The sequence below is a fragment of the Thermostichus sp. MS-CIW-15 genome (genome assembly GCF_054060575.1).
Window position 1 is genome coordinate 81,021 of record NZ_JBSSDI010000007.1, and the last position, 24,101, is coordinate 105,121.

Here is a 24,101-nt window from a genome sequence, read left to right on the forward strand (position 1 = left end):
TCGTGAAATCTCAAGAAATCCTTAAATCTCAGCTTGGTTGATATCCTAAGGGCAAATAAATATAGAAACAATACAATTATTATTTTGGTAAGCATAGACTTCCGCTTATCATTGTTGCGATGGCTTAGGTCTCAATGGCGTTTCCTCTAACGGCGGCTTGCTCTGGGCAAAACAACTCAACAGATTGGGGATCCCTGCCCCATGCCGGCTATCACTGGGATGGCTGTGCCGAGCCGTTTTTCGAGGGCTGGTACAGCCGCGTCACCTTGCCCGGGGATCCGCCCATCAGCTTTGCCTTCATGTACGCCATCGATCCCAAGCGAGGGGGCATGGCTCAGGTGTTGGGGCCGGAGGAGGAGTTGCATTGGCGCACCTTCCCCAATCCCCGCCGCTTTTGGGCCAGCTCAACCCATCTGGCCTTGGGGCACTCAGGGATCCCAGGCCCCGGCTGTCGCGGCCTTCAGGATCCCTTCACCTTCTTCCAGCGCACCGCCAGCGGCTACCAATACACCGCCCACCTCAACCAGGGGATCCTGCCAGATCCTGTCAGAGGCGAGGCCATCCGCTGGCTCTATCGCATTCAACTCTGCTCTGCCTACGGGATCCCGCCGCGGGCCACCATGGGAGCCTGGTCTTATCTGCCCATCTTCGAGCCGGGCTGGCAGATCCTGATGAGCCACGGCCTGGCCAGCGGCTGGGTGGAGTGGCGGGGCAGGCGCTTCGAATTCGAGCAGGCCCCCGCCTACGCCGAAAAAAACTGGGGACAAAGCTTCCCTCGCCGCTGGTTTTGGATCCAGTGCAACGCCTTTCCCAACCATTCCGGCCTCAGCCTCACCTGCGCCGGAGCCGAGCGGCAGGTGCTCACCCGCCCCGAAGAAGTCGCCCTGATCAGCCTGCACGGCGGGGGATCCCAGCCTTTTTTGGAGTGGCGGCCCGGCCAAGCTCGGCTAACCTGGCAGGTGGATCCCTGGGGATCCTGGCAGGTGCGCGGCGTTGTACAGGAGTTCCATTTGTGGATCGGCTGGCCAGACCTGCCATCCCCTGGGATGGATCCCGTCAAGCCCCGAGAGCCTCCTTGGCCGCATACATAACCTCTAGGGTGATCTCGGTCAGGCCACGCTCGCGGGCAAATTTTTCGGTGTTGCGTTTCACCTTGCCGCGCACAAAGCCGGGCACTTTGTTCAGCTCCGCCTGGGCTTCTCGCGTCCAGATGAGATCGGAATCGGCGCTCAGGCTCTTGTGGATCACTTCTTTGGTGTCGTGGCCGCCGAAGACCTCCAGCAGGTGATCCTCCATGCCCAGGGTAAAGGAGTTGTAGATTAGGTCCACAATTTGGTTGGCGCCCTCATACCCCAAAAAGGGCCGGTAGCCGATGGGAAAATCTTGCACGTGCATGGGCGCCGAGATTACCCCACAAGGGATCCGCAGCCGCTTGCCCACATGCCGCTCCATCTGGGTGCCGAAGATGGCGGCAGGCTCCACCTGGGCAATGGCATCGGCTACGCGGGTGTGATCTTCGGTCAGCAGCACCTGATCGCAATACCCGCCCACCTCTGCCTGGAACCACTCGCCATCGTAGGTGCAATAGCTGCCCGCCCAGACCACATGAACCCCCATCTCGCGGGCCAGGATCTTGGTGATGGCTGCCGCATGGGTGCAATCCCCAAAGACCACGGCTTTTTTGCCGGTCAGATTTTGGCAATCGATGGAGCGGGAGAACCAAGCCGCCTGGGAAACGTAGAGGGTCTGCTCCTGGATGTAGGGCTCGTAGTCCACCGGGATCCCTTGCTCGTTGAGAACCTGCTGGATCTGGCGGATGAAGCGGGCTGTTTCCACCACCCCCATGGGGGTGATCTCCACATAAGGTGTGCCAAACTGCTCCTGCAGGTAGCGAGCCGTCATCGGCCCCAGTTCCCGGTAGGGCACCACGTTAAACCAGGCCCGCCCCAGGTGCTTGAGATCGTGGACGCTGGCCCCCTGCGGGATCACCAAATTGAGCTCGATCCCCAGATCCTGGAGCAGCTTTTTCAACTCCCGCAGATCGTGGGCATGGTGAAAGCCCAGGCTGGAGATGCCGAGGATGTTGTAGGAAGGACGCTCCGTCCTCCGGGGCGGGCCGCTCAACTCCCCACTTTTGCGGGCTTTGTTGATATAGAACTCCACAATCTGGTGCAGGGTGCGCTCGGCGGCCTGCAACTCGTTGACCCGATAGTGGTTGACATCGGCCAGCAGCACGTCACAGCGGCTGGACAACTGCGCCTGCCGCACAAAGTGATGCAGATCCTCCTGCAAAATGCTGGAGGTGCAGGTGGGGGTAACCACAATGAGATCAGGCTGCTCCTCGCCGTCTTTGCGGACGATGTTGCGAATCACCTTCTCGTCCGATCCCCGCGCCAACACCTGCCGATCAACGACGCTGGTGGTTACCGGGGTAAAGTCCCGCTCCCGCTCCAGCATGGAACGCATCACGTTGAAATAGTCGTCCCCCAGGGGAGCGTGCATGATGCTGTGAACGTTTTTGAAAGAACTGGCCACCCGCAGCGTGCCGATGTGGGCGGGGCCAGCGTACATCCAATAGGCCAATTTCATGGACAGCCTCTCAAATGAAAACCGAGGCAAGAGCCGGGATCCCAATCCGCCGCCGACTTCTCACCCGCTGCAAATCTCTTCTGGCATTGTAGAACGCCCGGCAGCCGGGATCCCTTGGCCGTTATCCTCCGTAACTCCCGGCCACGGCGATTGTAAACATCATCGATCAAAAGCAAAACGGCCCTTTCAAGACAGCGACAATTACGGGGATCCCTCTACCCTGACTTCAAGGCCTGTTCCATGCTGGAAATAGGGGTAGCAGCCCTGGACTCCGCTTGGCAGCTTGCCGGCGAAGAACCCAATTTCCGTAGCTTTCGTTACAGATTAACTTTTGAATACAAAATGTGTACCTCTACAAACTTGAGCAGAGATTTTGGGTTACCCAGGCAAGTTTTTGGCCAGCCAAGGCAGACTGAGTCTGGAGAGAGGCTCTTCTGTTTCCCTGGATACAAACCTGGGCAAAGACCCGGGCAGAAGGGCGTGGCTGCTGGAGAAAGCGAACACCCTTTGAGGTGTTGAGGTGAAAGGCCATGGGCTCTACCACGATTTCTTGGCAACGTGATCGCAAAGCCCCTCAGGAGCAGATGGATTCCATGACTGTCACATATCTTAAGTCTGCGGCTTGCCTGCGCAACTGGCTGCAGGCGCCCTTGCAACCGATTCGAGCGGCAATTGACAGCATTGAAGTTCAGGATCCCCGCTTGGCCCACTTTTTGTGTCGGTGGATCCCGGCCCGCTGTCCTTTCGAGCGAGATGTGGTGTTGTTTGGCCACAAACTGATGCACATTCCACCGATGTGCAAGCTCAACCCCTTCTACGATCAAGTAGTAGGGCTGCGCTTCCGGGCTTTGTCGTTTTTGGCAGAACAGGGAGAAGACATCAGCCGCTACCTCTAGATCGACTTTCGGTTTGGATGATACTCCACATGTATTCACGGAACATAGATTGCTTCTTTTTTCATCAGTGGACGGAGTTTGGGGCGTAGAGCCTTGTCGGCCACAAGGTCGAGGGGGCATCCAAGTTTGTCTTCCAAGTAGAAGAGCAGATTGAAGTAACGCTTGGATTCGACTTTACCAATGAATTTAACTAGGATATCGATGTCGCTGCCGGCTTGATCCTCGCCACGAGCAGTTGAGCCAAACAGGGCCAGTCACCGCACACGGCGGGTGTTTATTCTAGCTATCTTTAGGAAGTCGGGTTCAAGGGATCCCTGGCCGTCCAAAAGCCGTTGAGAAACTATGGCCACTTTAAACCAGATATAAGACACTCTCCAAGGGATCCTCGCCACTACCCAAGCGCTCTGCGCCGCCGGCGCGTTCGCGACAGTGTTGCGTAGCAATAACGATGTAACAAGCCGTAGTCTGGCCAGAGTGGATCCCGTCAGAGGGGGTTTCCAACTGGATGAAAACGGCGGCGTTGCTCCTGAAGTTAGGGTTAGCAGGGAGAATCGGAGAGACTACGCTTTAGTTTCTGTAAATTGTCAAGCAGTTGGGGCATGTCACTTTGGATGATACTCCACAAAACGTCGTTGTCTAGAGCAAGATAAGCATGAATGATACGGTTACGAGTGGCAATGAGTTGTCGCCAAGGAATATTTTCGTTCTGGTTACGGACTTCTGCAGGAATGTGAGTGGCTGCCTCACCAATCAACTCGATGTTTCTCAAGGTCGCATCATAGGTTCGGCGATCCCGTTCAAAGTCTTCTTGAGTGTACCCCTCTGTGTATTCAAGGACTCGCTTGGCAAATTCAATCATATCATCTAGGTAGAAACGCCATTCACGGGACATAGATTGCTTCTTTTTCTATCAATGGACGAAGTTCGGGGCGTAGAGCCTTGTCGGTCACAAGGTCTAGGGGGCATCCAAGTTTGTCTTCCAAGTAGAAGAGCAGACCGAAGTAACGCTTGGAGTCGGCTTTACCAATAAATTCAACTAGGATATCGATGTCGCTGCCGGCTTGATCCTCGCCACGAGCAGTTGAGCCAAACAGGGCCAGTCGCCGCACACCAAATTGCTTTTGAATCTCGGCAAATTGCTCGCCGAGCAATTGCAATACTTGTTGTTTCCTCATGGCTGGTCAGATTGGATCATTCACTTGTCAACTCTCCAAGTGGGAACACAGGTTGGCCGCTTGTTTTGATCTTCCAGGCTCACACAGGCAGGTGTTTATTCTAGCTATCTTTAGGAAGTCGGGTTCAAGGGATCCCTGGCCGTCCAAAAGCCGTTGAGAAACTATGGCCACTTTAAACCAGATATAAGACACTCTCCAAGGGATCCTCGCCACTACCCAAGCGCTCTGCGCCGCCGACGCATTCGCGACAGCGTTGCGTAGCAATAACGATGTAACAAACCGTAGTCTGGCCAGAGCGGATCCCGTCAGAAGCGGGTCTCGAACTCCAGGGAAAGGACGTTGTTGCCCTCGAGGTCGGTGGTGGCACGGGTGAGGGTTTGGTCGTTGAGGCGGTAGCGGGCGCTGTAGCGGGTGGGCTGAAAGGGATCCGTCAGGTTGCGCTGCACCGAGATGGAAGTAGCCGGCCCCAGATCGCGGGCCACCTCCAGCGCCAGGCCGACTGAGGAGCGTCTGGGGGCACGGGTATCGACCTGGGGAACGGGGCTGAGGCGAACCTCATCCAAGCCGAGGGTGTCCCGCAGCGTCTCCAACACATCGTTAAGCAAAGCCGTTCCCGCCAGCCCGGCCACCCCTGCTTCGGGGTTGAGTTGGGCCAAAGCTGTTCCCCCCAACAGGGCGACGATCTCTTGGGGGGAGCGGCTGGGGCTGCTGGAAAGGGTCAGAACGCCGTTGCGGGGATCTGCAGCCGCAAGCTGGCTGGCCCGCCCGTTGACGTTGGCAAAGATCTCGATGCTCTGCTGCGATCCCGGCAGGTTGCGGTTGGTGTCGAAGGGGGACAGATCCTGGGGAAAGCGATAGACCTCGAAGGCTTGGGTCACCAGGCGCAGGTTTAAGAAAGGATCGAAGGGGTTGTCCAGGTCAAAGGTGGCGGTGTTGGGGCGGGAGCGATCCAGGCGAAAGTTGGCAATGGGCAGGCTGACACGGCCTCGCTCCAGGGCGATGGTGCCCGCCGGACGCAGGTCTTGGGGAGTGCCGAACAGGCGCAAGCTGCCGCTGGCGTGGAATTCAAACAGGTTGGGCCGCTGCACGCGGATCCCGGGCCCCAAAACCAGCTCCAGGCCGTTGAGCCGCGGCTGCCAAAAGGGATCCGCCTGAGTCGAGTCTGCGGGAGCTGCCGCCGCTTCCCCTTTTTCAGGGCGGGGGCTGGCATCTACGATCCCTTGGGAGACCTCCAGGCGCCCCTCGAGCAAAGGCCGCAGCAGCAGGCCGCCCACCACCACCTCCCCCTGCAGGCGGCCTGTGTAGAGGTTGGGCAGGGTGAGCTGGATCCCTTGCAGTTGCAGCGTTAGGGGTGGCGAGGTCTCGTCCATCTGCAGGGCGCCGCGGGAGTTGACGGGCAAAAAGCCGTTGGCCAAGAGGGATCCGCCCCCCAACTGGCCCTGCAGCTCCCGCACCTCCAATTGGTTGAGGTTAAAGAAAATTTGGCCGGTCAGGTCGGTGATGGGCTCCGGCAGGGCGGCCAACTTGAGGATCCCGGAGCTAAGGCTGAGGTTCCCCTGCAGGCTGGGCTCTCGCAAGCTGCCGCGGATGGCCAGCTCCAGTTGGCTTTGGCCCCCTTCCCAGCGCACCTGGTCGGTGAGGAGGTTGATCAGGCGCAGGCCGCCATTCTCGGCTTGCAGGGTGAGGTCGATCTGATCCGATGCGGCCCGCACCTCCGCAAAGGGCAGGGTGTAGGGCACCAGGCCGGAAAGGCGGATCGGCTCGTCGCCGTTGGCCAGCAGGGCGCCCTCCAGGCGCAGTTGACCCTGGTTGTAGTCAAATTGTCCCCCCACCTCCCGCAGCGGCACCTGGTTGATCTGGGCGTTGACCACCGTCAGGGAGCCGCGGGCCCGGGGATCCCGCAGGTTGCCTGCCAGTTCCACATCCAGGTTGAGATCTCCCTGCAGCTCCAGCTCGTCCGGCAGGAAGCGATCCAGCAAAGCCAGAGGAAATGCTTGGATTTGCAGGGATCCCGACTGTTCCTCCAGGCCCACCTTGCCAGAGAACAGGGCCTGGCGTTCGCCACTGCGCAACAGCAGCGGCTGCAGCACCACCGCCCCTTCGACCAGGCTGCCGCTGGCGGTGAGGCTCTCGATGCTGAACTCCTGGGCCTGCCAATTCTGGCCCTCGAGCTGAAAGCTGACGCTGGGCCGGTTGAGGTTGCCGACCAGGCTGACGCTGGCCTGAAATTCCCCCTGCAGGCTGGTGGGCGGCGGGATGCGGGGATCCATACGGCTGGCCAGGGCCCCCAGGTGGGCGGCCAGGATCTGGGCGTAGTACTCCAGTTGTTGCAGCAGCGGATAGCCGGGCAGGCCGACCGGCTCTGTCTCTAACACAGCGGCAGGGCCCAAAGGTGGCAGCCGAAAACCGCGGCTGGTGATATCGCTCCACTCCCGCCACTTGAAAGTAGAGACGATATCTTCCAAGCGGCCTTGACGGGTGCTGATCTGCAGGTCGATTTGGGGAATGGGGACTTCCGAGGTGGGATCCAAAGCAGCCTGGAGAGAGGTTGCCGGCAGCTCCAAAGTGCCGCTGGCGGTGTAGAGGCTCTCGAACAGCTCCAGTTGGGCTTGGGCAAGGGTCAGGCGAGCGGGGCGGGAGTCGTCGCTGGGGCGATAATCGAAATCCACTGAGAGGCCCTGCACCGCGAGATCGCCTAGCCGCAGCCCCTCGACCGCAGCTCGACCTCGAGCGGCGCCACTGGCCAGGTCAAGCGCCACCTCCCCATTGAGGGTTCCGCCCAGGCCAGCCCAGGGCCCGGCAGCCAACCCTCCCAGCAAAGCCAGCGGCAACTGGCTTGCCGTCACCTGCAGTTCATCTTGCTGGCGTTGGCCGCGCACTTCCGCCTCGCCCCGCCGCACCTGGAATTGCACAGGCCGAAACTGGGGATCCAACTGCAGCGCCAGCCGCTCCCGCGCCCCCACTAGCTCCACCGCCGTCCCCTGGGCAGACCAGCTAAAGGGCCCGGCCAAGTCGGCAAAGGCCACCTCCCCCACCTGCAAGCCGCGCAACTGCGCCTCGCCAGCCACCTGCAGGTTGTCCGGAGAGCCGCGGATCTGCCCGGATCCCTGCAGCACCCCCTGCAGCAGTGGCGGCAGGCCGGGCACTTCCGCCAGGGGGATCCCGTCAGCGGCAAAGCTCAGGTCCAGGGATCCCACCTGCAGCGTCTGGGGATCCACCGGGATCTCTCCCTCTACTCTGGCCAAGCGGGCGGTGTCGGCCAAGATCTCTGCCTGCTGGATACGCAAGCCAGATCCTTCCCAAGCTACCTGGCCGCGGATGCCGTCAACCCATTGCACTCCCCTCTCTCCCAAAGGCTGGGACAGGGCTAGCGACCCTTGCGCCCGCAACGCCGCCAGGAAACCCACCTCCGCCGCCTCCCCTGTGTCCACCTGCGCCATCAGCTCACCAGAGAGGGATCCCGGCCACTGCGGGTTAAAAAAGGCCAGCGGCAGATCCTGGGGAGCCACTTGGGCTTGGACTTGCCCTCCCGCCCACCGCCCCGCCACCTGGGCCCGGCCCCCGCCCAGCTCCAACACCGCCTGCGGCACCTGTACCGCCCACCCCTCGGCCTCGGGCAAGATCTGCAGCTGTCCTCTGCCGGCAATCTCTCCTCCTTGGGTTGTCCAGGTGGCCTCCACCTGGGGCCGGGATCCCGCCAGCGCCACCTGCACCTGGGCACTTACCGGCCCCAGCTCGCCCCGCCGCGGCAGGTTGAGGTCGTAGAGAGCCAGCACCTGCTCTACATCGGCCCCGGTGACCTGGAGATCGAACCGGCCTGCTAAGCCGGCAGCCCATTGCAGTTGTCCGGATCCCTGGATCCGCCCGCCGGCGGCCTTCAGGTCGATTTCCTCAAAGGCCAAGGTTTGATCGGCCAAGCGGAAGCCAAAAGCATATTCCGGCACCGGCAGGCGATCCACCCGCCCCGGCGAGATCCCTCGCAACTGCCCTTGGATCTGCGGCCCATTCAGCGGCCCGGTGACCCTCAGGGATCCCGCCACCACCCCTTCCGCCGGCAGCTCAACGTTGAAAGTCTCCTGGATCTGCTGCAGGCTGGCCGGGGCAATAGCGGCTTGCAGATCCAATCCCTCCTTGTCGCCGAAGACAATGGAGCCGTTGAGATCTTCAAAAGCAAGCTGGCCAAAACGACCGCTCACCCCCTGCAGTTCCAGCTCCTCTAGGGTAAAGCGAACGGAGCCCTTCACCTCTTCAAAAGGATGGGGCAACCTCTCCAGCCCCAGCCGCGCCTGCTGAACCTGGGCTTGCCCCGTCAACTCCCAAGGGCGTTCTCCTCCCCAGAGGACTTGCAGATCCAGACTGGCTTCCCCTTCCACCTCAGTCAAGGGCGCCGCCGGCAAGACGCTGGGCAGCAGCTCCAAAGGCAGGCGCCGAGCGGCCAGCGTCACCGAGCCAGAAGCCTGGGCGAAATCCGCCACCCCCCGGAGCTGCAGGGGGTAGCCCCCTTCCCCCTCCAGAGAGCGCAGCGCCGCCGAGAGCTGGAAACTGGCCCGACCCCCTCCCTCCTCCCCCGGCGGGGCACTCAGCCACACCTGCGCCTGGCCCTGCAACTGCTCAAACCGGCGCCGCTCTCCCACTAAGGGAATAGCCGTCAGGGATCCCCCCTGCAAACGGATGTTCAGCCCCTGCAAGGGCAGGGATCCCTCGCCTTCTGGCAGTTGAAACTGCACGTCTGCCCAGCCGCGATCCAGCGTCTCCATCAGCAGCAGTTGCGGCTGATTCAGGGTAATATTGAGCACCCACTCCCCCGTCTGCAGCCAGGTCCAGAAGTCGGGGCTGAGGTCGATGGAGCCGATGCTGGCCAGATGTTCGATGTGGCTTTCCCCTAGCCTCACCTGCCAAGGGGCTACAAACCTTACCTCCCCCAATTCCACCTGCCGGCGCATCGCCTGCGAGAGGGTAGCTTCCACCTGGGGCAGCACCCGATCTTGAAAGTAGGCCCCGATTCCCCAGGCAGCCCCAAAAGCGGCAGCCGTCAAGCCCAAACCCAGCCCCGCCCCCATCCAGGTGCCGGGGGGAAGGGAAAAGCGTCGCCGCTGCCCCTCTTGCTCCTGCCGATCCTCTCCCAACGCTCGCCCCTCAGGGATCCCAACCACCCCACTTGAGAAGCCCTGTCTGGCCCGCAGGCCGGCCTCCTTGGGGAACATCAAAAACTGCCCCCATCCTACCCAAGGACTCCCGCCTTGCCACGAGGGGCCAAAAAGCAGGGATCCCTGCCCCCAGCCGCAATCCCCTGCCCGCGGAAAAATACCGTCTCGCCAAGGGAGTAGGGATGCTAAGCTATCTCCACGCCCGAGATCGGGCCTCAACCCTCTGTCGAGATAGATAAAAGGAGAAAAGCCATTCCGGAACCTCTGTCTCTGACGGTCAGCTTGCGCGGCAGCCACGAAGCGCTGGAGAACTGCCAGGTCTTTTACCTGACGGGCCTTCTGGATGCCTTTTCTGAGCCGGTCTTCGTTAAGGTGGTCACCAAATACCTAGAAGAGGGATCCCCCAATCTCATCCTGGATTTGACGGGGATCGACTTCATCGATAGCTCTGGCGTCGGTGCCCTGGTGCAATTGGCCAAGCTGGCCCAGAGCCGTGGGGGCATCTTTCAGGTGGTGAGCAACCCCCGCATCACCCAAACGGTGAAACTGGTGCGGCTAGAGAAGTTTTTGTCCTTGCGCAACTCGCTCCAAGAGGCCCTCGATCATCTGGCCGCAGAAGGTGGGGGACGTCCAGAGCCTGACACTCGCCCCGACGCCGCCGAGGCAAGGCCTGAGGGGCCAGACGGCCAAGCTTCCTGAGCTGGCGGACAAGCTCCACCATGGGCCTGGGGACTTTTTGGGGCATTAGCGCCGGGGCCGGGGATCCCGAGTGGCTCACCCTCAAAGCAGCCCGCATCCTCGGCGCCGTCAGGTGGGTGGCCTGCCCCCAGAACGCCGCCGGCCAGCCGGGCCTAGCTTACCAAATCGTGCGCCCTTGGCTGCGACCGGAACAAACCCTGTTGCCGCTGCATCTGCCCTTTGTTACCCAAGTCGAGCTGCTGCAGGCGGCCTGGCAAGCGGCTGCCGAGCAACTGGCCCCGCCTCTGGAGCGGGGAGAAGATGTGGCCTTTGTCTGCGAAGGGGATGTGGGCCTCTACAGCACCTTTGCCTACCTGTCCCAAGCCCTGCGGCAGCGGATCCCCGACTTGCCCATCCAGGCCATACCGGGGGTGTGCTCTCCTCTTGCCGCCGCTGCCGCTCTGGGATCCCCTTTGGCGCTCGGCTCCGAGAAATTGGCGATTTTGCCTGCTCTTTTTGCCCTGACGGAGCTGGAGAAGGCCTGCACCTGGGCCGACGTGGTTGTGCTGATGAAAGTGGCCCCCGTCTATCCTCAGGTTTGGCAGTGGCTAGCGGCAAGAGGTTGGCTACAGCAGGCCAGCTTGGTGGTTTGGGCCGGTTGGCCCCAGCAAGCTCTCTTCCCCACCCTAGAAGGATTGGCCGACTATCGCCCCCCCTACTTTTCCCTGCTGATCCTGCGCTCTCGGCCCCGGAATTGAAGTTCTCCCCGACACCCGCCTGAAGGGGGAGGCCCACCGAGGCCGGGTCGAGTGGTCTCGGTCAAATCCTCGGCTGAGCTGGGGATCCAGCCCCCCTGCTTTCTGGAAAGTTTCTAAAAAGTAGACCTTTCTTCTGGAAAAGGGCAGAGGATCCGACTGCAAGATCTACTGGAGACCTATGTTGAAGAAATATGGGAAGAACGATTAAAGAAATGACCTAGACTGTTAAGAACGGTTGCCAGCCATTGTAGAGGGATTTGACCCAAGCTAGATTAGAAATGTAGTGATTCAAGCAAGGAGGATAATATCTCAGCTTCATCTCAAAGGCGAGACACCAGCCTGCAATCTGCCCAAGCTCAAAGCTTCCTGTCGGTCAACGTTTTGATCCAATCTCGTGCAAACTTCCGATCCGTTGCGCCGGCAGGTTTCTATAGCAAGCGGTTGTCTTGCCCAGAGGAGCACCTGGCACCTACGACAGGTTTTCTTCCGAAGAAGGGACATGGGAGCTAAATCAAATAGCGGTCGGGTCTGTTGAGGTCAGCCGCTGCAACGATAAGGGGTCGTTTACCTCTGGTGAGATGGCAAGATGGCGAGCGGTCTTACCCGTTTAAGGGATGCCGGCCTGCTATTTCGAGTCTCCGTTTAGGATCAAGGAAGAGGTGGAAAACCGATGCTCGGTCGGGTTCAGGTGCTCCCCCCTGCAGACTCTGGCGAATCAGGACTCTGCTCAGTAGAGCAAGGGCTGCGGGCTTTAGCAATTTTGGGTTCGCCCAGTTCATAGTTTCACGCTCGCTTGGAGGAGGTTTTTATGCTTGCCTTTCTCTCGAAAATTGCTAGAGCAGTTATCCGCGTGTTCACGCCTGCCAAGTCTGATCTGGTTGAAGTAGGTTACCAGCCCATTACCGATGATGTCTATCGCGCCAAAGGCTCAGCTCGCTATGCTGGGGAGCTGTAGGGCACAGTGCGAGAGCGGGTCAGGTTTTGGCACTTCAACCCTCGGGAGCAGAGCTTCAAAAGTTGGTTCGTCAGGTGGCTGTTCTACTCTCCCCGTCAATTGAGCAGAGGGGGGTGAGCTCAGAACAATCGAATAAGTGAAGAGACAGCTAAGTTTGGATGCAGGTGACGTGCATGGGGGTGGGTGGTTTCCCCTCCACTCAAGTTTTGTCGGTTCAGTGGCGGTGCCGGTGGGGTTGCCGCCACTTCTTGTTGGCTGCGAGCTGCTTGCCGCTTCTCTGCGAAAATAGCAAGGACGCTTGCAACAGATGCTTGAACGCCCTGTTTTCCTCTGTGTTGCCCTCCCTCGTGGTCTATCCCGTCACGCTAGGTGATTTGGAGCCCGTGGCGGAGGTTCTCGCCCAGGTCTTTTACCCGCCCTTGGGTCTGCAGCGCTGGCTCCACCCGATTCACAAGTTGGGCATCCGCGAGGATTTGCGCCTCAAGCTGGCGGCCAGGGATCCGCACTACTGCTGCCTGGCGGCTGCGGTGGGATGCGAGGTGGTGGCCACTGCCGAGATCTCCTTGCGGGCGATGGCCCATGGGAAGTATCCCTATCTGGCCAACTTGGCGGTGTTGCCCCCTTGGCGGCGGCGCGGGATCGCGCGGCAGCTTTTGCTCAGCGCCGAAGGAGTGGTGCAAGGTTGGGGCTATCACCAGTTGTATCTGCACGTGGTGGAAGACAATCTGGCCGCCCGGCAGCTCTACGCCCAACTGCGCTACACTCCCATCCAGCGCACCTCTCAACTTTGGCATTGGCTGGGGATCCCACCCCAGCTTTTGCTCTGCAAGTGGCTGCCGTGAAGTTATGTAAACTAGAGCTAGAAAGCTGGAGAGGTGTTGCAGTGGTTATCGAGGAAGGGGGCAGGAGCTGGCGCTGGTTGGGCCTTGTGGGGTTGTTTACGGCTTTGCTGGTGAGCTGGGCAGGGGTTCAGCCCGCTTTGGCCCAGTGGGGCACCACCCCCCTGCCGCAGATCGGGGCGCCGGCGCCGGAATTTGAGCTGCCGGATCAGTCGGGCCAGGTGCGGCGGCTGGCGGATTTTCGCGGCAAGTGGGTGGTGCTCTACTTCTATCCCCGCGACTTCACTGCCGGGTGTACCATCGAGGCGCGGCGCTTCCAGCAGGATCTGCCCAAGTTTCGGACGCTGGGAGCGGAGATTGTGGGCGTGAGCGCCGACTCGGTGGACTCGCACCGACGGTTTTGCTCGGCAGAGGGGCTGCAATTTCCTCTGCTTTCGGATCCTGAGGGCACGGTTAGCCGCGCCTACGGCTCCTGGACGGGGGAGATGGCCCTGCGCAACACTTTTTTGATCGATCCTGAGGGGATCCTGCGGGCCATCGACCCGATTGTCAACCCCTCTCGGCACAGTGCCGAGGTCTTGGCCCAACTGCAAGAGCTCGCCCAGGCTGGCTAGTCCTGGGGGCCAAAGGTCTGCTCGAACTCCTGCAGCAGCTCGTCGATCTCCTCCAAGGCTTGATTGACATCGACCCGCAAGCTGCCCAGGTCTGGCTTTTCCAAAAGCTTGACCAAGGTGGGCCGGCGCTCGCGAATGCGCTTGATGCGCTCTTTGAAGGCGGCAATTGCAGCTGTGTCCATGGCTAGAGAGATTATTTCAACTCCTCCAGACTATCGCTTTCCCACCCGGATTGTCGCCCACCGCGGGGATCACACCCACGCCGAGGAGAATACCCTGGCCGCTTTTGCGGCGGCCATCGAAGGCGGGGCCGACGGGATCGAGCTGGACGTGCGCCGCAGCCGCGACGGGATCCCGCTGGTTTTTCACGATGCCGAGCTGGAGGGGCAGCCGCTGGCGGCGCTCACTTGGGCGGAGATCCGCGCCCGCAAGCCCACGATCCCCAGCTTGGAAGAAGCGCTGCTCCACGTCAGGGGCAGGATTGCCCTCGATATCGAGCTGAAAGAGGCGGGCTACGAAGAACAGATCCTCGCCCTCATCGGCAAGCTCTTGACCCCTGCAGAGTGTGTGATCACCTCTTTTTTGCCCCAGGTGGCGCAACGGGTGAAAGCCCTTCTGGGAGGGGCTGCCCCCCAGGTTGGCCTGTTGGTGGAGGCGCAGCCGGAGGGAGAGAAGGGATCCCTCTTGACCTACTGCCGCGAGGTGGGAGCGGATTTTCTCGCCCCCCATTACTCTTGGCTGGACCTGCCGTTTTTGGCGGCGGCGGCCCAAGCCAGGATCCCGCTCTACGTCTGGACGGTCAACGATCCGGAGATCATGGCCTTCTGTTTGCGCCCGTCTGGGGAGGAGCCGCCGGTGCGGGGGCTGATCACCGACCACCCTCAGTTGGCGCTGCAAATTCGCCGCCAGCTCTGGCTGGCCGCAGAAGACTAAACCATGGGCACAAATTGCACTGGGAAGGCCCCCTTTTGCACCACCCCCTCCGGGGTTTTGTGGAGGATCAGCAAGGATTGGAATCCCTGGCTTTCGCCCACCGGCACCACCAGGGTACCTCCCACCGCCAGTTGATCCAGCAGCAGCGTCGGCAGGGTTGGGGGGGCTGCCGTCACCACGATGGCGTCGTAGGGGGCGTGTTCCGGCCAACCCTGATAGCCATCTCCCTGGCGCACCTCCACGTTGCGGTAGCCCAAGGAGGCCAGGGTTTGCTGAGCGCGGGCGGCCAAGGGAGCCAGCCGCTCCAGGCTATATACTTGCCGGGCCAGCTCGGCCAAAATGGCCGCCTGATAGCCGGATCCGGTGCCGATTTCCAGCACCACCGACTCAGGGGTGAGGCGGGCCGCCTCAGTCATAAAGGCGACAATATAGGGCTGAGAAATCGTCTGGCCGTAGCCAATGGGCAGCGGGCAATCCCTGTAGGCGCGCTCCCGCAGCTCCGGGGGAACGAAAAGGTGGCGCGGCACCTTGCGCATTGCCTCCAGCACCCGGGGATCGCGGATCCCTCGCTGCAAGATCTGCTCCCTCACCATCCGCTCCCGTTGGCCAGCCCAGGGATCCATGCCACTATCGCCGGCACAGGACTGAGGAGCGCCCAACTCGGCAGCCGGGATCCCAGCCAAGGAGTCAGAAGTCCTCTTAAAAAGAGACGAGAACAACTTTACCATTGGCGCACAACCTCCAAAGCTAACAGCTTGCCGGGATTTTCCGGGAACGCTGCGCCGTCACTTGGGATCCCTCAACTCGATCCTGGCCTACTTTCCAAAAGACTTCCAGCTTTAATCAGGCTTTTTCCCCTACCCCTTCCCGCAAGGGGATGGAAACTCCTCTTGTGCACGACTTAGCCGCAAGGATCTACCGGCTACAGCTAGCCCTTAGCAAGGTGGGGCCGTGGGGTGGTTTAGCGGTGTCTGTCAAACCAGCGCATCAGCATCGCCGCTAGGCGCTCAGGGTTGTGACGCACCAAGCCGGTCTCAGGATCCTCTTGCATGACGTTGGCCAGAACTGCCCGGCAACCTAGGTAGGCCAGCTTATCCGGATCCAGCACCACAAACTCAGAGCCATTGCGGCGGTAATGCTCCAAGGCGCGGAGAGAAGGGGGCTCCCGCTGTACCAGGACACCATCGAACAAGCGCACGCCCGCCACCCGATCCAGGGCCATGACGTGATCCCCAACGGTGTAGCCGTCGGTTTCCCCTGGCTCGGTCATAATGTTGCACACGTAGATGTGGGGCGCCATGTTCTTGGCCAGAGCTTCCACAATCTCCGGGATCAACAGGTTAGGGATGATGCTGGTGTAGAGGCTACCCGGCCCCAGCACCACAAACTCTGCCGCCTCGATGGCCTCGATCGCCTCGGGCAAGGCAGGAGGGTTGGGCGGGTCGCAGCCAATGCGGCAAATGCGCCCCCTGGCTTTAGCGATGTTGGACTCGCCCACCACGCGGCGGCCATCGCTCAACTCCGCCCAGAGGGTGACGTCCGCCAGGGTGGCCGGCAGCACCCGTCCCTGAATGGCCAAGACCTGCGAGGTGGCGGTGATGGCCCGAATCAGGTCGCCCCCGGTTACGGCGGTGAGGGCGGTGATGAACAGGTTGCCGAAGCTGTGCCCGCTCAGACCTTCCCCAGCCTGGAAGCGGTATTGAAACAGCTCCGTGAGCAGCTTTTCTTCGCTGGCCAAGGCGGTGAGACAGTTGCGGATATCTCCAGGGGGCAACACGCCGATCTCCCGCCGCAAGCGCCCTGAGGAGCCGCCGTCATCGGCCACGGTGACAATGGCGGTGATGTTGGAGCTGTAGTGCTTCAACCCCCGCAGCAGGTTGGAAAGGCCGGTGCCGCCCCCCAGCACCACGATGCGAGGGCCACGACTCAGACGTCGCCGCGACAGGAGCTTATCCACCAGCGCCTCGTCTCCTTCTGGGATCAGCACATCTTCGATGGAGCGCATGGCGCTGCGAAAGCCCAGCACCACCATCACCAAGCCGATCCCGGTCACCAAGGGGCCGCTGATGTTGTTGGGGATCCAGGTGGTGATCAGGCGCAGGGTGATGTCGATTAATCGCTTGAGGCGAAAGATGGGGGTCAGCTCTGTCCAGATGGCGATGCCCAGCACCATCAGCAGCACGCCCCCCACGGCTAGGGTGAGCCAGCGCTTGACCGCCAGACCAGGGAAGAGCCATTTCCAGCCATTTCCCGGCCAAGTGGCCTGGCGACGGCGAGGCCCCCACACAGTGGACTTGTTGCTGGGCGCGGGCTTAGTCATGGGGAGGTGCAGGAACGCCGGCCAAAGGGATCCTAACCTGTTGCTGTTCTACGCCAGCGGCAGGGGGTGGCGGGCCAAAGCGGGCCTCCAGCTCCCGCTGCGAATCCAGCAAATGGCGGTGCTGCACCTGGATGTTCAGGGCAGGCAGGGCAGGGTTGTCGGTGGGGACAGCCCAGGGCCGCAGATCTTCAGCCAGGCGCTCCACCAGAGCCACAGAGCGGTGTTGCCCGCCGGTGCAGCCGATGGCCACGGTCAGGTGAGGCCGTCGTTCTGCTCGGTAGTGGGGCCAGAACGCCTGCACCAGAGAAAAGATCTGCCGGTAGGTGGATTGGGTAACTGGATCCGCAAAGAGGAACTCCTGCAGAGGCGGATCCTGGCCGGTCAAGTGGCGCAGATGGGGCTGAAAGAAGGGATTGGGCAAAAAGCGCACGTCGAACAGCAAGTTGGCATCGGGGGGGGCACCGTACTTGAAGCCGAAGCTGACCAGCCTCAGGTTGAGCGGCTGTGGGATCCCGTGGACCAGGGCTTGTAATTGCTGCCGCAGTTGCTGGCTGTTCAGCTCAGACGTATCCAGGAGGTGGGTGCAGCGCTCCCGCACGGGGGCCAGATCGCGCACTTCCTGCTCAATGGCCTCCAACAGGCCAAGGCCAGGGCGGTGAGGGTGGGGGCGGCGGTGGGCGCTGAGACGGTTGAGCAATACCAGGGGACGAGCCTCCAGAAAGAGGAAAGGGATCCCTTGCGCTTGCCGCCAGCGGTCAAAGGCAAGGAACTGCTCCCGATATTCCGGGGTGTGGAGGTTTAGGCTCACCGCTAGAGCAGGGTGGCGAGGCCGGATTGCCTCGATTAAATAAACGGCCTGGTCAGGCGGGATCCCTTCCAAGCCGGTGTAGCCCAGTTGTTCCAATTGCTGGATGGCCAGGGTTTTCCCGGATCCCGTCAGCCCGGCAATAACGAGAACAGGCGAGGTCGCGGCGGTCGGTCTAGTCGCTTGATCGTCCATGCAGCCTATTCTAGGGCGAGGGGGAGCCGAAAAACCGGATGCCAGGCGCTCAAGTCTGGGAGGCTGTTGCGGCTTCTCTGTCCGTTGTCTCCGCCGGCCCCAGGAGGGGGGCGCTGGGGCAGAGATCGGCCAGAAAACACTGTTCGCAAAGGGGCTTGCGGGCGGTGCAAATGGCCCGCCCATGCTCGATCAGGCGAATGGACCAATTTTCCCAGTCGGCTTGCGGCAACAACTGCATCAGATCCCGCTCGATGCGCACGGGATCCTCGTGCTCGGTGAGGCCGAGGCGACGGCTGAGGCGCTTGACGTGGGTATCGACAGTCACGCCAGCGTTGATGCCAAAGGCATGGGCCAGGACCACATTGGCCGTCTTGCGGGCCACCCCCGGCAGAGTGAGCAGCTCCGGCATGGTGCGGGGCACCTGGCCGCCGAAGTCCGTCACGATCTTGCGGCAGGCCTCTTGGAGGTGTTTAGCCTTGTTGCGGTAGAAGCCGGTGGGACGGATCAGGGCCTCGATCTCCTCCCGCGGCGCCGCCGCCAGCGCCTGGGCATCGGGAAAGCGGCGAAACAGCTCCGGCGTAACTTGGTTGACTCGCTCGTCGGTGCACTGTGCAGACAAAATGGTGGCCACCAGCAGTTGCAGCGGCGTTTCGTAGTGGAGGGCACAGGTAGAGTTGGGGTAATGGCGCTTCAGCCGGATCAGGATCTCCAAAGCCCGCTGGCGCAAAGCCCGCTTGCCGCTCATCTGCAACTAGCCCGACCCGGTGACGATGGCAAGGGTGTCCTTGAAGATCAGCACTACCCCCAGCCCCAGCAGCAGCACCAAGCCCGTCTGCATTACCCGTTCCTCCAGTTCTTTGGGCAGCCGCTTGCCGCGGATCGCTTCCAAGATCAAAAAGGCGATGTGTCCCCCATCCAAGGCGGGCAGGGGCAACAGGTTGAGAATAGCCAGGTTGATGCTGATCAAGGCGGTGAAATTAAACAAGCTGGCAGCATCGTCCCGCGCCAGATCCGCGCCGAGCTTGACAATCCCCACCGGGCCGGATACCTGGGTGGCGGTGTTTTGGAAGTTCTGCAGGAGCTGCTGCAGGCCACTGAGGTTCATCATCACCAAGCGCTGGTAGGCGTTCCCGGCTTCGGCAAAGATCTCTGCCGGGCTCTGAGCCGGGCGCAGTGTCACCTCTTGGTTGGGGGCCAGGTTGACCCCAATGGCCACCACCTCTCCCCGCATCTCGGGAGTCACCGTGATCTCCAGAATGGGATCCTCCTCCCCTCGCTGCACCTGCAGGGGGACGGGCCGGTTTTGGCTGCGGCGGATCAACGCCTGAAAATCATTGAGAGCTGCCAAGGCCGAGGCCTCGTCGGCAACCGTGCTGTAATCGTGGTCGGCTGCCCGCAACACCACATCTTCCGCCTGCAAGCCGGCCCGCTCCGCCGGGCTATCCGGCATCACCTGGGCGATGAGAATGCCGGGATGGATGCGCGTCACCGATGGGATCCCCAGCGTGGCAAACATCAGCACCAGCACCAGATAGGCGAAGGCCAGGTTGGCCATCACCCCCGCGCTCATCACCACCAGGCGATCCGCGACAGGGCGATTCTTCAGCAGATCCGGGTCGTCGGGCGGGTAGGGAGAGCGCTCGTCATCGTCGGGAAAGCCCACGTAGCCCCCCAACGGCAGGGCGCGAATGGCGTACTCCGTCTCCTTGCCCTGGTAGCGCCACAGCACCGGGCCAAATCCCAGCGAAAAGCGGTTGACGTGGATCCCTTGGAGTTTGGCTGCGGCGAAGTGTCCCGCCTCATGCACCAGGATCAGCAGGGCGAGAATGGCGATGGAGAGGAGAACAGGCATGGGCTGGCTTGAAGGAGAGAAGGAAAAAAAGAGCAAGAGGCAGAGAGCCACAGCGACGGCTGCACCTGCCGCCTTAAGGAACCAAGATAACAGACCAGAAGCGGCAGAGCCCTCAGAACACTTGTTCTACTTCCAGGATGTCGGGAATGCTCTCCCGCAACTTGCGCTCGATGCCCATTTTTAAGGTCAGGGTGGAGCTGGGGCAGGCGCCACAGGCCCCCTGTAGGCGCAGCTTCACCACCGGGCCGTCGATTTCCACCAGCTCTACGTTGCCGCCATCGGCTTGCAGGTAGGGGCGCAGCTCGTTGAGGACTTTTTCCACATTTTCGGCCGTTAGTTCCAGTGCTTGTGCCATAGTTGCTTCCAGCTCTGCTGAGACCTTGCCTGGGATGTCGAGATGTTGATTGTAGCGATTTCTCGCCAGACCCCTCAAGCCAGGGAGGGATCGCCCTTCTTCAGCATAGTCTCCTTCTTTCGGGGTGGGGGATGAGATCCCTCTCTTCAGCCAGAAGACTAGAATAGGACTCAGATTTGCCTGTTGCGAGCAGCAGACCCAAGCCTATTCTGAGCAGGGGCGCTTTCTTCGCCATGTTAGATGTCTTACTGATTGTGATCTTCATGTTGGCCGGGGCGGGTCTTGGATTCTACGGCCTGGATCTGCTCCCTCCTGCCGCCATTCAGGGGGCCAATGTGGAGGGGGCGCGCGTGGTTACCAGCGGCTTTGGTGTCCTAGCGGGTTTGGCTTTTGGATCCTTGGTGCGCTGGGGCTACCGCCGCTTCGAGGCCAATGTACGCTCGCTGCCGCCGGATGTGTTGATCAGCCGCTCGGTGGGGTTGGTGATCGGCCTGGTGATTGCCAACTTGGCCATGGCTCCTGTCTATTTGTTGCCCCTGCCTCAGCAGCTCAATAGCTTTATCGAGCCGCTGGCCTCCGTCTTTTTTAGCTTGTCCTTTGCCTACTTGGGGGTGAGTTTGGCCGATACCCATGGCCCTGCGCTCTTGCGCCTGTTCAACCCCAACTACGCCCTGCAGGCGGCCGCAGAGGGCAGTGTGGTGGCGGCCAGCCCCAAGGTTTTGGACACCAGCTCCATCATCGACGGGCGCGTGGCCCAGTTGATCGAGACAGGCTTTTTGGAGGGAACGCTGGTGATCCCTCGCTTTGTTATCGCGGAGCTGCAAACCATCGCCGACAAAGCCGATCCGCAAAAACGGGAGCGAGGCCGCAGAGGGTTGGATACGCTGCAAGCCCTGCGCCAGGCCTATCCCGACCGCTTTGTGATTCACGAAGCCAACTACCCGGATCTGGCCACCGTGGACGAGAAGCTGGTGCGCCTGGCCCAGAATGTGGGGGGAACGCTGGTGACCACCGATTACAACCTGAAGAAGGTGGCCACACTGCAGGGGATCAAGGTGCTCAACGTGAACGAGCTGGCCGAAGCCTTGCGGCCCATCTACATTGCCGGCGACAGCTTCGATATCAAGATCACCCGCGAAGGGAAGGAGCCGGGCCAGGGGGTTGGCTATCTGGAGGATGGCACGATGGTGGTGGTGGAAGAGGGACAGCGCTCTCTGGGCAAGACTCGCTCGGTTGTGGTGACCAGCGCCATTCAAACCTCGGCGGGCCGGATGCTCTTCGCCCGCCTCAACAAGGACTCCAGCCCAGCTTCCTCTGCGAAAACCTGAGGCTTCAGGCCGAAGAGCTTTGTTTTCCCGACGCAATGATGGCCTCTCCCCCAATGGGCGTCCTCCAACCGGATCTGATTTTCTACACCCAGGATCGCCAGCAGCGTTTCTGGAGTTTTTATTGGGAGGGTGCTGAGAACTACGCCATCTACCCGCAGCAGATCCTGAGCGGACAGCAAAGCTGGGAGGTGGCCAATGCGGAGGAGTACGAAGCCAAGCTCAGGCAGGTGTTTGCGAGCGGGGATCCCTTGCAGCATCAGTGTCAGGTGATTTCTCCCCGCTACAAGTTGCACTTGCATCTTTGCCTCAACCCGGTGCGGGACATGGAGGGGGAGGTGGTGGCCGTGTCGGTAGTGGGCAAGGTGTTGGGGGCGACGCCTTTCAACTTGGCCGGCGGAGCCGGCAGCCCCCCTGCCCAGCGCCATCCCCTCCTGACCGAGCCGGTGCCGGGGATCACGGCGCAGTTGCTGCGCAACATCGGCCACTCCCTCGGCATCCGCGAGCTGTGCCAGCAGACGGTGGAGCAGTTGGGCCAGTTGTTCGGGGCGGATCGCTGCCTGCTGGCCCTCTACGAAATGGGGCAGGACTCCCTCACAGTCAATGCTGAGTACCGCCGCAACCCGGGGGATCCCTCGCTGTTGAACCAGACCTTGCGTCTGGCGGATCACCCGCCTCTGCTGCAAGCCCTTCGTCAAGAAGAGCCGGTGGTGATGGGACGCCATCTGGCCATCGCCATGTCTTACCGGGGCTATGCCAACAGCCTGCTCTGGCTGGAAGTGTTGCCCCCCAACGAAGCCCCCCTCTGGCAGGCCGGCCACCTTCAGGTGCTGCAGAGCATCGCCACCTACCTGGGCACCGCCATTGCCCACGCCATTTTGCTGGATCAAAGTCGCCAACTGGCCACTCGCCTGCAGTTGGCCAACCAGACACTGCGCCAGAAAAACAAAGAGCTGGAGCAGGCCCGCGCCCAAGCAGAATCGGCCAACCAACTGAAAAGTCAATTCTTGGCCAATACTTCCCATGAGCTGCGCACCCCTCTCAACGGGATCATCGGCTTTATTAGGCTGGTGCTGGACGGGATGGCCGAAAGCCGAGAAGAGGAGCTGGACTTTTTGCAGGAGGCCTACCGCTCGGCCCTGCACCTGTTGGCCTTGATCAACGACGTGCTGGACATCGCCAAGATCGAGGCGGGCAAAATGCAGTTGCAGTTTGAGCCCTGCGACCTGCGCGCCTTGTTCAAGGATGTGGAGGCCAAAACCGGCCTGCAGGCCAAACAGAAGGGATTGCAACTTAGCTTCCACCTGCCCCCCACGCCGGATCGGATTTGGCTGTACGGAGATTACCAACGCCTGCTGCAGGTGATGCTCAATCTGGTGGGCAATGCCATCAAGTTCACCCCCAAAGGCTCGGTGACGGTACGAGCCGACCTCCTTCCCGGCGACCCGGGGATGGCCCGCATCCGCGTCATCGATACCGGGATCGGCGTGTCGCTGGAAAAGCAGCAGAAGCTGTTTCAGGCCTTCACCCAGGTGGATGGCTCCACCACCCGCCAGTACGGCGGCACCGGCTTGGGCCTAGCCATCAGCCAACGGCTGGTGGAGGCAATGGGGGGAGAGATCAACTTCTATAGCCTGGGCGAAGGGCTGGGATCCACCGTCACTTTTACCGTGCCCCTCTACCGCCAGCCGCTCCCAGGGGGGGAGGCGAGCCCAGCTCAAGAAGGCCCCCCAGAGGCTACGAATCCCAACCTAATGCCCTATCCGGCCCAGTGCTGATCCACCGATGCCCTATCCCCGCAAACGGTTTGGCCAGCATTGGCTTAAGGATCCCGCGGTTCATGAGGCGATTGTGCGGGCCGCCCAGTTGCCGCCTCCTCAGAGGGATCCTGCGTGGGTTCTGGAGATCGGCCCCGGCACCGGGCAGTTGACGCAGCGGTTGCTGGCCCAGGGCGTACATGTGGTGGCGGTAGAGATCGATCGGGATCTGTGTCGGCTGCTGCAAAAGCGCTTCGCCGACCAACCCCGCTTTCACTTGGTGGAAGGAGATTTTCTTCGCCTGCCGCTGCCGCCTCAGCCCCGCCTGCTGGTGGCCAATATCCCCTATAACCTCACTGGCCCAATTTTGGAGAAAGTGTTGGGATGCCCGGCCCAGCCGGTGAGGCAGTTTGAGCGCATCGTCTTGATGGTGCAAAAAGAGCTGGCCGAGCGCCTGCAGGCCGGCCCTGGCAGCAAAGCCTACGGCGCTCTGAGTGTACGGGTGCGCTACTTGGCCGAGTGCGAGCTCATCTGCCGCGTGCCCCCCAGCGCCTTCCGGCCTCCTCCCCAAGTGGAATCGGCAGTGGTTCGCCTCACTCCCCGCCCCGCCCCCACCCCCGCCCGCGATCCCCGCTGGTTCTCCCAACTGGTTTGCCAGGGCTTCTCCGCCCGCCGCAAGCAACTTGTCAATGCTCTGGGAGGCCTCGTGGATCGCCAGACCGTGGCCGCCGCTCTGGCTCAGCTCCGCCTCAGCCCCACGGCCCGTGCCGAAGAGCTGGATCTGCCCGATTGGCTGGCCCTGAGCGATCTGCTGCTGGAGCAGACACCTAGGATGGCTGCCGTTTCCGGCGAGGGAAAACCGCGGTAGGGTGAGAGGAAGTCCTCAAGGGTTTTTCACCAGACCCCAA

The 24,101-nt window shown here is 61.4% G+C and carries 22 protein-coding genes and 1 pseudogene; 11 read left to right on the top strand and 12 right to left on the bottom strand.

Translation table 11 applies throughout. The features are described from left to right. Positions 1-134: 134 nt before the first annotated feature. Positions 135-1,091, top strand: a complete 957-nt coding sequence (locus ACVW0R_RS04180) for a tocopherol cyclase family protein (protein ID WP_099812310.1) — start codon at positions 135-137, stop codon at positions 1,089-1,091. Here ACVW0R_RS04180 and bchB read toward each other — a convergent pair. Beyond that, a complete protein-coding gene (gene bchB / locus ACVW0R_RS04185) occupies positions 1,057-2,589 on the bottom strand; it encodes a ferredoxin:protochlorophyllide reductase (ATP-dependent) subunit B (protein WP_099812309.1) in 1,533 nt (510 codons plus the stop codon). The genes ACVW0R_RS04180 and bchB overlap by 35 nt on opposite strands. Positions 2,590-3,182: 593 nt before the next feature. Here bchB and ACVW0R_RS04190 point away from each other — a divergent pair. Continuing rightward, positions 3,183-3,485 carry a Mo-dependent nitrogenase C-terminal domain-containing protein gene (locus ACVW0R_RS04190; RefSeq protein WP_011429783.1) on the top strand — a complete coding sequence of 101 codons (303 nt, stop codon included), beginning with the start codon at positions 3,183-3,185 and terminating at the stop codon, positions 3,483-3,485. 35 nt (positions 3,486-3,520) lie between these two features. Here the strand turns inward: ACVW0R_RS04190 and ACVW0R_RS04195 are convergent. From ACVW0R_RS04195 to ACVW0R_RS04210, 4 genes and pseudogenes are all read right to left on the bottom strand, one after another. Beyond that, positions 3,521-3,739 (bottom strand): annotated as a pseudogene (locus tag ACVW0R_RS04195) (nucleotidyltransferase family protein); the annotation flags it as partial. A 284-nt stretch (positions 3,740-4,023) separates the two neighbouring features. Further along, positions 4,024-4,377 carry a HepT-like ribonuclease domain-containing protein gene (locus tag ACVW0R_RS04200; RefSeq protein ID WP_011429784.1) on the bottom strand — a complete coding sequence of 118 codons (354 nt, stop codon included), beginning with the start codon at positions 4,375-4,377 and terminating at the stop codon, positions 4,024-4,026. Next, entirely contained in the window at positions 4,367-4,660 is a 294-nt protein-coding gene (locus ACVW0R_RS04205; RefSeq protein ID WP_011429785.1) for a nucleotidyltransferase family protein, read from the bottom strand. The genes ACVW0R_RS04200 and ACVW0R_RS04205 overlap by 11 nt, the downstream gene beginning before the upstream one ends. 305 nt (positions 4,661-4,965) lie before the next feature. Then, entirely contained in the window at positions 4,966-9,864 is a 4,899-nt protein-coding gene (locus ACVW0R_RS04210; protein WP_457501699.1) for a translocation/assembly module TamB domain-containing protein, read from the bottom strand. Between the two features lie 225 nt (positions 9,865-10,089). Here ACVW0R_RS04210 and ACVW0R_RS04215 point away from each other — a divergent pair, with 225 nt between their 5' ends. The 5 genes from ACVW0R_RS04215 (at position 10,090) to ACVW0R_RS04235 (ending at position 13,651) form a co-directional block, all read left to right on the top strand. After that, positions 10,090-10,506, top strand: a complete 417-nt coding sequence (locus tag ACVW0R_RS04215; protein WP_255322534.1) for an STAS domain-containing protein — start codon at positions 10,090-10,092, stop codon at positions 10,504-10,506. A 20-nt stretch (positions 10,507-10,526) separates the two neighbouring features. After that, positions 10,527-11,243, top strand: coding sequence for a precorrin-2 C(20)-methyltransferase (locus ACVW0R_RS04220; RefSeq protein ID WP_099812307.1), 717 nt, complete (start codon positions 10,527-10,529; stop codon positions 11,241-11,243). Positions 11,244-12,051: 808 nt separating this feature from the next. Further along, positions 12,052-12,198 (top strand): hypothetical protein, encoded by a 147-nt coding sequence (locus ACVW0R_RS04225; protein WP_011429789.1) that lies wholly within the window; start codon positions 12,052-12,054, stop codon positions 12,196-12,198. 311 nt (positions 12,199-12,509) lie between these two features. Further along, positions 12,510-13,040 carry a GNAT family N-acetyltransferase gene (locus ACVW0R_RS04230; RefSeq protein WP_041438176.1) on the top strand — a complete coding sequence of 177 codons (531 nt, stop codon included), beginning with the start codon at positions 12,510-12,512 and terminating at the stop codon, positions 13,038-13,040. A gap of 77 nt (positions 13,041-13,117) precedes the next feature. Further along, on the top strand, positions 13,118-13,651 hold the full coding sequence (locus ACVW0R_RS04235) for a peroxiredoxin (protein ID WP_011429791.1): 534 nt from the start codon (positions 13,118-13,120) through the stop codon (positions 13,649-13,651). Here the strand turns inward: ACVW0R_RS04235 and ACVW0R_RS04240 are convergent. Beyond that, positions 13,648-13,833, bottom strand: coding sequence for a hypothetical protein (locus tag ACVW0R_RS04240; RefSeq protein WP_011429792.1), 186 nt, complete (start codon positions 13,831-13,833; stop codon positions 13,648-13,650). The genes ACVW0R_RS04235 and ACVW0R_RS04240 overlap by 4 nt on opposite strands. Between ACVW0R_RS04240 and ACVW0R_RS04245 the strand changes: the two genes are divergently transcribed. Continuing rightward, positions 13,832-14,584 (top strand): glycerophosphodiester phosphodiesterase, encoded by a 753-nt coding sequence (locus tag ACVW0R_RS04245; protein ID WP_011429793.1) that lies wholly within the window; start codon positions 13,832-13,834, stop codon positions 14,582-14,584. The genes ACVW0R_RS04240 and ACVW0R_RS04245 overlap by 2 nt on opposite strands. On the opposite strand, the gene ACVW0R_RS04250 is transcribed toward ACVW0R_RS04245, so the two are convergent. The 6 genes from ACVW0R_RS04250 to ACVW0R_RS04275 form a co-directional block, all read right to left on the bottom strand. After that, on the bottom strand, positions 14,581-15,312 hold the full coding sequence (locus ACVW0R_RS04250; protein WP_083759154.1) for a protein-L-isoaspartate(D-aspartate) O-methyltransferase: 732 nt from the start codon (positions 15,310-15,312) through the stop codon (positions 14,581-14,583). The two genes, ACVW0R_RS04245 and ACVW0R_RS04250, sit on opposite strands and share 4 nt — an antisense overlap. Before the next feature lie 233 nt (positions 15,313-15,545). Further along, positions 15,546-16,904, bottom strand: coding sequence for a gluconeogenesis factor YvcK family protein (locus ACVW0R_RS04255; protein ID WP_457501700.1), 1,359 nt, complete (start codon positions 16,902-16,904; stop codon positions 15,546-15,548). Continuing rightward, on the bottom strand, positions 16,897-17,904 hold the full coding sequence (gene rapZ, locus ACVW0R_RS04260; protein WP_011429796.1) for an RNase adapter RapZ: 1,008 nt from the start codon (positions 17,902-17,904) through the stop codon (positions 16,897-16,899). The genes ACVW0R_RS04255 and rapZ overlap by 8 nt, the downstream gene beginning before the upstream one ends. A gap of 49 nt (positions 17,905-17,953) precedes the next feature. Beyond that, on the bottom strand, positions 17,954-18,649 hold the full coding sequence (gene nth, locus ACVW0R_RS04265; protein WP_457501701.1) for an endonuclease III: 696 nt from the start codon (positions 18,647-18,649) through the stop codon (positions 17,954-17,956). A gap of 6 nt (positions 18,650-18,655) precedes the next feature. Then, a complete protein-coding gene (rseP, locus tag ACVW0R_RS04270) occupies positions 18,656-19,756 on the bottom strand; it encodes an RIP metalloprotease RseP (protein WP_457501702.1) in 1,101 nt (366 codons plus the stop codon). A gap of 112 nt (positions 19,757-19,868) precedes the next feature. Further along, on the bottom strand, positions 19,869-20,111 hold the full coding sequence (locus tag ACVW0R_RS04275; protein WP_011429799.1) for a NifU family protein: 243 nt from the start codon (positions 20,109-20,111) through the stop codon (positions 19,869-19,871). Positions 20,112-20,344: 233 nt separating this feature from the next. On the opposite strand from ACVW0R_RS04275, the gene ACVW0R_RS04280 reads away from it, so the two are divergent. From ACVW0R_RS04280 to rsmA, 3 genes are read left to right on the top strand one after another with little or no spacing between them, the layout of a single operon-like run. After that, positions 20,345-21,439 carry a PIN/TRAM domain-containing protein gene (locus ACVW0R_RS04280; RefSeq protein WP_011429800.1) on the top strand — a complete coding sequence of 365 codons (1,095 nt, stop codon included), beginning with the start codon at positions 20,345-20,347 and terminating at the stop codon, positions 21,437-21,439. A gap of 53 nt (positions 21,440-21,492) precedes the next feature. Continuing rightward, entirely contained in the window at positions 21,493-23,214 is a 1,722-nt protein-coding gene (locus tag ACVW0R_RS04285; protein ID WP_011429801.1) for a sensor histidine kinase, read from the top strand. 7 nt (positions 23,215-23,221) lie between these two features. Further along, positions 23,222-24,061 carry a 16S rRNA (adenine(1518)-N(6)/adenine(1519)-N(6))-dimethyltransferase RsmA gene (gene rsmA / locus ACVW0R_RS04290; RefSeq protein ID WP_457391099.1) on the top strand — a complete coding sequence of 280 codons (840 nt, stop codon included), beginning with the start codon at positions 23,222-23,224 and terminating at the stop codon, positions 24,059-24,061. Positions 24,062-24,101: the final 40 nt, after the last annotated feature.